The organism is Streptomyces sp. NPDC059371 (genome assembly GCF_042751995.1).
Classification (GTDB): domain Bacteria; phylum Actinomycetota; class Actinomycetes; order Streptomycetales; family Streptomycetaceae; genus Streptomyces.
Map to the genome: position 1 here is coordinate 1 of NZ_JBHYXD010000146.1, position 10,108 is coordinate 10,108.

Annotated in this window: 10 protein-coding genes and 1 tRNA gene; 10 read left to right on the forward strand and 1 reads right to left on the reverse strand. The window is 71.5% G+C overall.

Annotated features, from left to right (window positions below; genetic code table 11):
- The 3 genes from ACFXGX_RS40810 to ACFXGX_RS40820 all read left to right on the forward strand — a co-directional run.
- On the forward strand, positions 1 to 1,432 hold a 1,432-nt coding region (locus ACFXGX_RS40810), incomplete at its 5' end, for a hypothetical protein (protein ID WP_384802739.1).
- Between the two features lie 270 nt (positions 1,433 to 1,702).
- Complete coding sequence (locus ACFXGX_RS40815) at positions 1,703 to 2,470, forward strand: NPP1 family protein (RefSeq protein WP_384802742.1); 768 nt, start codon at positions 1,703 to 1,705, stop codon at positions 2,468 to 2,470.
- Between the two features lie 130 nt (positions 2,471 to 2,600).
- A tRNA-Pro gene (locus ACFXGX_RS40820) sits at positions 2,601 to 2,674 on the forward strand.
- Positions 2,675 to 2,805: 131 nt separating this feature from the next.
- Here ACFXGX_RS40820 and ACFXGX_RS40825 read toward each other — a convergent pair.
- Positions 2,806 to 4,476: an FAD-dependent oxidoreductase gene (locus ACFXGX_RS40825; protein WP_384802745.1), complete on the reverse strand. Its 1,671-nt coding sequence runs from the start codon at positions 4,474 to 4,476 to the stop codon at positions 2,806 to 2,808.
- A gap of 233 nt (positions 4,477 to 4,709) precedes the next feature.
- Here ACFXGX_RS40825 and ACFXGX_RS40830 point away from each other — a divergent pair, with 233 nt between their 5' ends.
- From ACFXGX_RS40830 to ACFXGX_RS40860, 7 genes are all read left to right on the forward strand, one after another.
- Positions 4,710 to 5,834 (forward strand): SchA/CurD-like domain-containing protein, encoded by a 1,125-nt coding sequence (locus tag ACFXGX_RS40830; RefSeq protein ID WP_384802748.1) that lies wholly within the window; start codon positions 4,710 to 4,712, stop codon positions 5,832 to 5,834.
- Between the two features lie 71 nt (positions 5,835 to 5,905).
- Complete coding sequence (locus ACFXGX_RS40835) at positions 5,906 to 6,385, forward strand: cupin domain-containing protein (protein ID WP_384802751.1); 480 nt, start codon at positions 5,906 to 5,908, stop codon at positions 6,383 to 6,385.
- Positions 6,382 to 7,650 (forward strand): beta-ketoacyl-[acyl-carrier-protein] synthase family protein, encoded by a 1,269-nt coding sequence (locus ACFXGX_RS40840; RefSeq protein WP_384802754.1) that lies wholly within the window; start codon positions 6,382 to 6,384, stop codon positions 7,648 to 7,650. The genes ACFXGX_RS40835 and ACFXGX_RS40840 overlap by 4 nt, the downstream gene beginning before the upstream one ends.
- Positions 7,647 to 8,894, forward strand: coding sequence for a ketosynthase chain-length factor (locus ACFXGX_RS40845; protein ID WP_384802757.1), 1,248 nt, complete (start codon positions 7,647 to 7,649; stop codon positions 8,892 to 8,894). The genes ACFXGX_RS40840 and ACFXGX_RS40845 overlap by 4 nt, the downstream gene beginning before the upstream one ends.
- A 29-nt stretch (positions 8,895 to 8,923) precedes the next feature.
- Positions 8,924 to 9,184 carry a phosphopantetheine-binding protein gene (locus tag ACFXGX_RS40850; protein ID WP_384802761.1) on the forward strand — a complete coding sequence of 87 codons (261 nt, stop codon included), beginning with the start codon at positions 8,924 to 8,926 and terminating at the stop codon, positions 9,182 to 9,184.
- 1 nt (position 9,185) lies between these two features.
- Positions 9,186 to 9,665: an SRPBCC family protein gene (locus ACFXGX_RS40855; RefSeq protein WP_384802764.1), complete on the forward strand. Its 480-nt coding sequence runs from the start codon at positions 9,186 to 9,188 to the stop codon at positions 9,663 to 9,665.
- A gap of 30 nt (positions 9,666 to 9,695) precedes the next feature.
- Entirely contained in the window at positions 9,696 to 10,028 is a 333-nt protein-coding gene (locus ACFXGX_RS40860; protein WP_384802767.1) for a TcmI family type II polyketide cyclase, read from the forward strand.
- Positions 10,029 to 10,108 lie beyond the last annotated feature (80 nt).

Below are 10,108 nucleotides of genomic sequence, written 5' to 3' on the forward strand. Positions count from 1 at the left end.
GCGGCCCGCGCGGCCCGCCGGCCCCGCGCTCGCCCCTTCCGCCACCTCCCGCGCCGCCGGCTGCACCGCGCGACCCGCGGCGCAGCCCTCCCGGGCCGACCGCGCACGTCCCGCCGCGGCCTCGGCCTCCGCCGCCCAGGACGCCGGGCGGCCGCTCGCCGTCGCCGCGGCCCCCGAGGCGGCGGCCACCTCGACCGCCGTCGCCCGTCCGGGTGCGCCGGGCGGCCGGGCGCACCGGGCTGCCCTCAAGGTGACGTCGTACGACAGCAAGACCCGAAGGGCCGTCATATCCCGTACGAGCAGCGGTGGTTCAGGCGGAGGGGGGACGCGGCCACCGTCCCCGTCCCCGTCCGCCGGGAACTCGGCGGAGCCGCACGGTATGGCCGTCGGTGACGTCGTCGCCAGCGCCCCCGCGCCCGGCGCCCCGGACGGCCTCCTCGCCAGGGTGACCGACGTGATCGGCGAGAGCGGCGACGGTACCGAGGTGCAGACCGAGCCGACGACCCTGGACGCGCTGCTCGGTGACGGCGACGCCAAGGGCTCCGTCCCCGTCGACCCGGCGTCCTTCGACATCGAGAAACTGCTGCCGGACGTGCGGGTCTCCTGGGCGAAGGCCGGAGACGTCCACGTCGGCCCCGAGGGGGCGAAGGTTCCCCTCGGCAGCCTGCGGATCGATGTCGGCGCGAAGGTGGCTACGGCGCCCGGGGCGCCGACGTCGGCCTCCCTGTCCGGGTTCGTGCAGGTCGCGCCGGATGTCGACTTCTCCTACGGCGGTGACGTGACCGACTCCGGGCCCGGCACCGCCTACCTCGGTGTCTCCGGCGACTGGGACGCGCAGTGGGCGGTGAAGGGTCGCGCCGCCGCCTCCGGGCAGCCCCGGCGGGTGCCGTTCGCGAAGCTGCACGCCGACCCCGTCCTCCAGGTCGGCCCGATTCCCGTCGTGGTGAACCTCGATCTGACCTGCTACTTCCAGATCGGCGCCGACGGAATCGTCACGCTCGACGTGGAACAGCACCTCAAGGGTGACTTCAAGGCCGGAGGTGCCTTCGGTCCTGCCCGGGGGTGGACGCCGGTCGACGAGTCGCACATGACGAGCAGTCCGGTGCGTACCTCCGTCAGCGCGGCGGGACGGGTGAAGGCGGCCCTCGGCGCGGAGGCCAGTGTCGGCCTCTACGGGGCCGTCGGTGTCACCGCCGACCTGGCCCCGTACCTGCGGGGAGAGGCCGCGGGCTCGGCCGGCACCACGACCACGACGGGATCCGCGGTGAAGACGGACGCCACCGCTACGGGCGCCTGGTCTCTCTACGGCGGTGTCGACCTGGCCGGCACCCTGCGGATGCAACTGTCCGTCTTCGGCACGCCCGTGTTCCAACGTGCCATTCCGCTCGGTGCGTTGAATCGTGAGTGGAAGCTCGCCGACGGTCACGTGTAGTTCCGGCACCTCTTGTGCCCGTCGGCCACGGGGCGGTCATCTCCCATGCGCTCCCGACAACTTGGCCGCCGGGCACGGGAGGTGACCCCCGGTTGGAGACTTGTCCGTCCCAACAGGCTTTCTCTCGCTTTTAGTTGGGCAATCCTTCATCGCTCCGATATCCGCGACCTCTGGTGTTTTCCGCGCCCGCCCGGAAGGCTGACCTGGGCATGCCAAGACGACCGCCCTGGCCTGCCACGCCCCCACGCCGCGGTCGATCTGGAGGAAGCAGTGACAAGAAGCTCGCGGATCCGCAAGGTCTCGCTCGTCCTCGGCAGCGCCGTCGCGCTGGTCGTCGCCTTTCCGGGCAGCGCCCTCGCCGACCCGCCCACGGCCTTGCCCGGGAACGCGGACGCACTGGAGTCGACGTACCAGCCGGCCTTCGACTACGACACCGACGGCTGTTACCCGACCCCCGCCATCGGCCCCGACGGGACCGTCAACCCCGGCCTCAACCCCTCCGGGGCCCTGAACGGCCACTGCCGCGACTCCTGGGACCTGGACAACACGAACGGGTACTCCCGCGAGAAGTGCAACAACGGCTGGTGCGCCATCATCTACGGCCTCTACATGGAGAAGGACCAGGCCGTCGTCGGCAGCGGCCTCGGCGGACACCGCAACGACTGGGAGCACGTCGTCGTGTGGGTCCAGGACAACGAGGCCAAGTACGTCTCCACGTCGGCCCACGGCAACTTCAACATCTACACCCGGGACCAGATCCGCTGGGACGGAACGCACCCCAAGGTCGTGTACCACAAGGACGGCATCGGCACCCACTGCTTCCGGCCCGCCAACACCAACGACGAGCCGCCGGAGAACCACTACCACACCTGGCAGTTCCCGACCCTGGTCGGCTGGAACGGCTACCCCGCCGGGCTGCGCGACAAGCTGAGCGCCTACAACTTCGGCAGTGCCGTGTTCGGCCTCAAGGACGGCAACTTCAACTCCCACCTGTCGAAGGCCAAGCCCGCCGGCATCGCGTTCGACCCCAACGCCTGACCCGGTCCCGGGGCGGCGACCCCCACCCCCCCGCTGCGCTGCGGCGATGACCGTGTGTGCGCGGCCGTCCACCGACGTGGGGTAAGGTTCGGGATGCGCGAACACGTGGACCACCACGTGCGAGACGCATCGGGACGTGGCGCAGCTTGGTAGCGCACTTGACTGGGGGTCAAGGGGTCGCAGGTTCAAATCCTGTCGTCCCGACGGGAGCATTCGCTCCGAAGTCGCAGGCCGGAGGCCGTATCGGAATTCCGATACGGCCTCCGGTCGTTCTCCGTGCCCCTCGGGCGCCCGCGCCCGGCCGACGCCGGACGGCCCGCGACCGCCCGGAAGGGTCAGGCCTGGTCCAGCAGGGCGACCAGTGCCTTGCGCAAGGTCGTCCGGGGGTCCTTGGACGGGCCCTCGGAGCGCCAGGCGACGAAGCCGTCGGGGCGGACCAGCACCGCGCCGTCCTCGCTCACGCCGTGCACCTGCGCCCAGTCCGTGTCGCCCGCGGGGACGAGGTCCGCCTCGGGGCCGCCGCCGACCCGGTACGAGTCGAGCGGGACGGACAGCTGCCGGGCGGTGTCCTTCGCCGCCGCGTGCCACGCGCCGGCGCCGTCCGCCGAGCTCAGCAGCACCATGGAACGCTCGTACAGATCCAGGGTCGAGATCCGGGCGCCGGCGCGGGTCAGCCACATGTGCGGCGCCCGGCTTCCCGGCTCGCCCGTCAGCCGTACGCCGTCGGGCACGACCGGAGCGGACCGGTCGGCGCCGAGGACCGCGCCCCGCGGGTAGCGGTAGGCGAGCGCCACGTTCAGGATGCCGCCCTTCTTCCCGCCGGGGCCGCCGCCCCGCCCGACCGCCGCGGGCTCCGGGGTGTATCCGGGGTGGCTGTGCTCCACCGAACGCGACGAGGCGCGCGCGCTCGTCGCCTCCGCGACCGGCCGGCGCTCGGCGTCGTAGGACTTCAGCAGCCCCGGTCCCGCCCAGCCTGCCAGCACGGCGGACAGCTTCCAGGCGAGGTTGTGGGCGTCCTGGATACCGGTGTTGGAGCCGAACGCCCCGGTCGGGGACATCTCGTGGGCCGAGTCGCCGGCCAGGAACACCCGTCCCTGCGCGTACCGTTCGGCGACCCGCTCGGCGGCGTGCCAGGCCGCCCGGCCGGTGATCTCCACGTCGAGATCCGGCACGCCGACGGCCCGCCGGATGTGCTCCACGCAGCGCTCGTCGGTGAACTCCTCCAGGGTTTCCCCGTGTTCGGGGTGCCAGGGGGCGTGGAAGACCCAGTGCTCCTTGTTGTCGACGGGCAGCAGAGCGCCGTCGGCCGCCGGGTCGGTCAGATAGCAGACGATAAACCGGCGGTCGCCGACCACCTCCGCGAGCCCGCGTGACGTGAACGTGAGGCTCACGTTGTGGAACAGGTCGCCCGGACCGGTCCTGCCGATGCGGAGCGTGTCGCGGACGGGGCTGCGGGGACCGTCCGCCGCGACGAGATAGTCCGCGCGGATCGTCGTGTGCTCGCCGGTCTCCCGGCTCTTGACCTTCGCCGTCACCCCTTCGGAGTCCTGCTCGTACGACATCAGCTCCGTCGAGTACCGCAGGTCGCCGCCCAGCTCCCGGGCACTGGCCAGCAGCACCGGTTCGAGGTCGTTCTGGCTGCACAGGCACCACGCGCCGGGGCTGAAGCGGGCCAGTCCGCCGCCGGGGTCGATCTCCTTGAACAGCCACTCCCCGGCGTCGCCCACCAGGGTCGGCGTCTGCAGGATGCCGTGGTTGTCCGCGAGGACCGACGCCGCCTCCTCGATGCGCCGCTGAACTCCGGCGACCCGGAAGATCTCCATGGTGCGGACGTTGTTGCCGCGCCCCCGAGGGTGCCGGGACGTGCCCGCGTGGCGCTCGACCAGGATGTGCGGCACCCCGAGGCGCCCCAGGAACAGCGAGGTCGAGAGGCCCACCAGAGAGCCGCCGACGATGAGGACGGGCGTGCGGAGACCGTTGTCGCCGGCCCCTTCGAATCGGTTCATCGATTGCCTCCAGCGTCGCCTGCGACGCGAGTCAGGGATGGGGATGCAGTTTCCATGCCCGGTGCGGGCCGGTTCGCGCGGCAGGGGCACCCGGATGGCGCGCGGTTCACTCGCCTGACCCGCGGGGCTCGCGGAGTCCCGGACGCGCGGCAACGATCAGTTCATGGCGGCCCCGGCGTTTCGGACACCGCGGTCGTTCCTGACTCCGTGACGAAAAGGAGAGGTGTGCCGCAATGTCCAACTCGGGACGTATCGCTCAGTCGGCCTTCGACGGCTCGAAGCTTCGGGTGATCCTGCTGCTCGACCTGTACGAAGGCGCCCAGCAGCAGTTCCTCGACGCGTACGAACTCATGCGCAACCAGGTCGCCTCGGTTCCAGGACACCTCAGCGACCAGCTCTGCCAGTCGATCGAGAACCCCTCGCAGTGGCTCATCACCAGCGAGTGGGAGAGTGCCCCGCCCTTCCTCGCCTGGGTGAACAGCGAGGAGCACGTCGAGACCGTCCGGCCCATGCACAGCTGCGTCCGGGACACCCGGTCGATGCGCTACAGCATCCTGCGCGAGACCAGCCCCGCCGAGCCGCTCACCCCGGAGTCGGCCAGGGCGGCCCTGCAGGTCGAGGCCCGCGAGGGCAGCGGGGTCGCGCGCCACGCCCTCACCTTCACCGTCAAGCCCGGATCCGAGTCGAAGGTCGCCGAGATCCTCGCCGGGTACGAGTCCCCCCAGGCCCAGGTCGACGACACCACCCGGCTGCGCCGCACCTCGCTCTTCATGCACGGCAACCGCGTCGTACGGGCCGTGGAGGTCGAGGGCGACCTCCTCGCGGCCCTGCGCCACGTGTCGCGCCAGCCCGAGGTACGGGCGGTCGAGGAGGCCATCAACCCCTACCTGGAGCAGGACCGGGACCTGAGCGACCCCGACTCGGCCCGGGTCTTCTTCACCCGCGCGGCGCTCCCCGCCGTGCACCACGTGGTCTCCGGCCGCGAGGAACCCGCGAAGGTGACCCGGCACGCGCTGTTCTACCCGGCACGCAAGGGCCGCGGCATGGAACTGGCCCGGCTGCTCGCCCACCAGGACGAGGCCGCGGCCGACGACAGGAACAGCCCGGTGTACAGCAGCACCGTCTTCCAGCGCGACGACATCGTGGTGCGGCTCATCGACATCACCGGCGACCTCGACCGCGACCCCGTCGCCTCCCTCGGCCTCAAGGGCACCAAGAAGGCCGCCGAGCTGGAACGCCTCCTCGACGGCCCCGCGATCGGCGTCGAAGGCTCCCTGGAGACGGAACGCAACATCAACCGCCTCCTGTCGCACGCCGACATGCTGCCCATCACCGACCGGAGCTCGGCGGGTTCCTGACGGACCGCCCGCCGCCGCCCGCGTCCCCGGGCGTCCCGTCGGACGTCCTGCCACACCCGGAGGTATCACGCATGACCAAACAGCATCCACAGATCGTGAACCTGAGCGAGACGGAGCCGAACCGCAGACGCGGGGGAGACATCCGGGCCATGCTCACACCCGCCACGGTCGGGTCCACCAGCGGCTTCATGGGCCTCGCCATCATCCAGCCCGGCGAGCGCATCGGCGAGCACTACCACCCGTACTCCGAGGAGTTCGTGTACGTGGTCGGCGGCGCCCTCGAAGTGGACCTGGACGGCGAGGCGCTCGCGCTCCGGCCCGAGCAGGGTCTGCTGATCCCGATCGGCGTGCGGCACCGGTTCCGCAACGTCGGCGGCAAGGAGGCCCGCATGGTCTTCCACCTGGGCCCGCTCGCCCCGCATCCGAGCCTCGGCCACGTCGACACGGAGGAGGCCGCCGACGCCTCCGCACCCGCCCCCGCGTTCATGGCCGGCGGAGCCGCGCCCGGCCACCACGGACAGCCGTCCGAACGAAGTGGGGCCATAAAGTGACCCGCCGGGTGGCCGTCACCGGCATCGGTGTGGTCGCTCCGGGAGGCACCGGGACGAAGGCGTTCTGGGACCTCCTCGAAGGCGGCCGCACGGCGACCCGGGGCATCACGCTCTTCGATCCGGTGGGCCTGCGCTCGCGCATAGCCGCCGAATGCGACTTCGACCCGCTCGCGCACGGCCTGGACCCCGAGCTGATCGAACACGTCGACCGGTACATCCAGTTCGCCGTCGTCGCCGCCGGAGAGGCCGTCCAGGACTCCGGCCTCGACACGGACCGGGAGGACCCCTGGCGCGTCGGAGTCTCCCTGGGCAGCGCCGTCGGCGGCACCACCCGTCTGGAACATGACTACGTCCAGGTCAGCGAGTCGGGCCGGCGGTGGGACGTGGACCATCGCGCGGCCGACCCCAAACTGCACCTCGCGTTCGCGCCCAGCACGCTCGCGTCGGTCGTCGCCGAACGGTTCGGGGCGCAGGGACCGGTCCAGACCGTCTCCACGGGATGCACCTCCGGACTCGACGCCGTCGGATACGCCTTCCACACCATCGAGGAAGGCAGGGCCGACGTCTGCATAGCCGGGGCGTCCGACTCGCCGATATCCCCGATCACGATGGCCTGCTTCGACGCCATCAAGGCCACGTCGCCCGACAACGACGACGCCGAACACGCCTCCCGGCCCTTCGACGCCAACCGCAACGGCTTCGTCATGGGCGAGGGCGCGGCCGTACTCGTCCTGGAGGAGTACGAGCACGCACGGGCCCGCGGCGCGCACATCTACTGCGAGATCGGCGGCTACGCCACCTACGGCAACGCCTACCACATGACCGGTCTCACCAGCGAGGGCCTGGAGATGTCCCGGGCCATCGACAGCACGCTCGACCAGGCCCGTCTCGACCCCACCCTCATCGACTACGTCAACGCGCACGGCTCCGGCACCCGGCAGAACGACCGGCACGAGACCGCCGCGGTCAAACGGTCCCTGGGCGAACACGCCCACCGGACACCGATGAGCTCCATCAAATCCATGGTGGGCCACTCGCTGGGCGCGATCGGCGCGATCGAGGTCGTCGCCTGCGTCCTCGCCCTGAAGCACCAAGTGGTGCCGCCCACGGCGAACTACGAAACCCCCGACCCCGAGTGCGACCTGGACTACGTGCCGCGCACCGCCCGCCAGCGGAAGCTCAGGAATGTGCTCTCCGTCGGCAGCGGGTTCGGCGGATTCCAGTCCGCGGTGCTCCTGACCGGGCCGGCTGGGAGGACAAGATGAGCACTCAGCGCCCCCGGAACGCGGCCATCACCGGCATCGGTGTCATCGCCCCCAACGGACTGCGCACCGACGCCTACTGGAAGTCCGTCAGGGAAGGCCTCACCGTCCTGGACGGCATCACCCGCGAGGGCTGCGGACACCTGCCGCTGCGCGTCGCGGGAGAGGTCCGGGCCTTCGACGCGGCGGACCTCATCGAGGAACGCTTCCTCGTCCAGACCGACCGCTTCAGCCACTTCGCGATGGCCGCGACCGTCCTCGCCCTCGACGACGCGGGCCTCGGAGCGGCCGGCCCCGAGGACCCGTACGACATCGGCGTGGTCACCGCCGCCGGCTCCGGCGGCGGCGAGTTCGGCCAGCGCGAACTCCAGAAACTGTGGGGCCAGGGCTCCAAGTTCGTCGGCCCGTACCAGTCCATCGCCTGGTTCTACGCAGCCAGCACCGGCCAGATCTCCATCCGCGGCGGATTCAAGGGACCCTGTGGAGTCGTCGCGAGCGACGAGGCCGGGGGACTGGACGCCGTCGCACACGCCGCCCGCGGCGTACGGCGCGGCACCGGCGCGATGCTCGTCGGCGCCGCCGAGGCGCCGCTCGCCCCCTACTCGATGGTCTGCCAGCTCGGCTACCCCGAACTCAGCACCGTCGAGGACCCCGCGCGCGCCTACCGCCCCTTCACCGAGGGAGCCTGCGGCTTCGTGCCCGCGGAAGGCGGCGCCATGCTCGTCGTGGAGGACGAACGGCGTGCCCGCGAGCGGGGAGCGGAGGTCCGGGCCCTCGTGGCCGGACACGCGGCCACGTTCACCGGGGCCTCGCAGTGGGAGAGGTCCCGCGAAGGGCTCGCCCACGCCATCCGGGGCGCCCTCGCCGAGGCGCGCTGCGCCCCGGAGGAGATCGACGTCGTCTTCGCCGACGCCCTGGGCGTTCCGGCCGCCGACCGCGCCGAAGCCCTGGCCATCGCCGACGCCCTGGGGGCGCACGGCACCCGGGTCCCCGTAACGGCGCCCAAGACGGGCATCGGACGGGCCTACTGCGGGGCACCCCTGCTGGACACCGCGGCCGCCGTCCTCGCGATGGAGCACGGCCAGATCCCTCCCACCCCCAACGTGTTCGACATCTGCCACGACCTCGACCTGGTGACGTCGAACGCCCGACCCGCCGAACTGCGCACGGCCCTGGTCCTCAGCAGGGGACTCATGGGGTCCAACGCGGCCCTGGTCGTGCGACACGGCGGTCACCACGCCCGGTAACCCGGGCCGCACGTGAGGAGAACCACCGCATGATCACCACCGAAGTGACCGTCGACGAACTGTCCGCGCTCATGAAGAAGGCGGCCGGGATCACCGTCGACCCCCACGAACTCGCGCAGTCCCTCGACGCGCCGTTCGGCACCCTCGGACTCGACTCGCTCGGTCTGCTCGGCATCGTCGGTGAACTGGAGAACCGGTACAGCCGGCCCCTGCCCCCCGACGCGGAGCGCTGCAAGACCCCGCGGGAGTTCCTCGACCTCGTCAACGACAACCTCAAGGCTGGAGCCTGAAGTGGCAGGACACACCGACAACAGCGTCGTCATCGACGCCCCGCTCGACCTCGTCTGGGACATCACGAACGACATCGAGAACTGGCCGCGGCTCTTCAGCGAGTACGCGTCCCTCGAAGTCCTGACCCGGGACGGCGACACGACCACCTTCCGCCTCACCATGCACCCGGACGACAACGGCAAGGTGTGGAGCTGGGTCTCGCAGCGCACCGTGGACCGCGCCGCGCGGACCGTCCGGGCGCGCCGCGTCGAGACGGGACCGTTCGCGCACATGGACATCCGGTGGGAGTACGAGGAGACCCCGGCCGGCACGCACATGCGCTGGGTGCAGGACTTCGCGATGAAGCCCGACGCCCCCGTCGACGACGACTGGATGACGGACAACATCAACCGCAACTCCGTCACGCAGATGGCCCTCATCCGGGACCGGATCGAGCAGGTCGCCCGTGAGCGCCGCAGCCCCGCGGCCATGCCCCGCTGACCGCCCGAACCGGCACAGGAAGGACACTCGATGCACCACGCCCTGATCGTCGCCCGCATGGCGCCCGACTCGGCTCCGGCGATCTCCGACGTGTTCGCCGCCTCCGACCGGGGTGAGCTCCCGCACCTCATCGGGGTCAACCGGCGCAGCCTCTTCCAGTTCGGTGACGTGTACCTGCACCTCATCGAATCCGAACGGGACCCGGGCCCCGCCATCGCGAAGGTGGCCGGACACCCCGAGTTCCGGAACGTCAGCGAGGAACTGTCGGCGTACGTCAGCGCGTACGACCCGCAGACATGGCGCAGCCCCAAGGACGCCATGGCGCACTGCTTCTACCGCTGGGAGCGCGACACCACCCCCTGAGCGGGCACCGTGACACAACCCGAGGCGGGGGGGGCGCCCGCGCCCCGCGAGCGCCAGGCGCGGGGGGTGTGTTGGGGAGT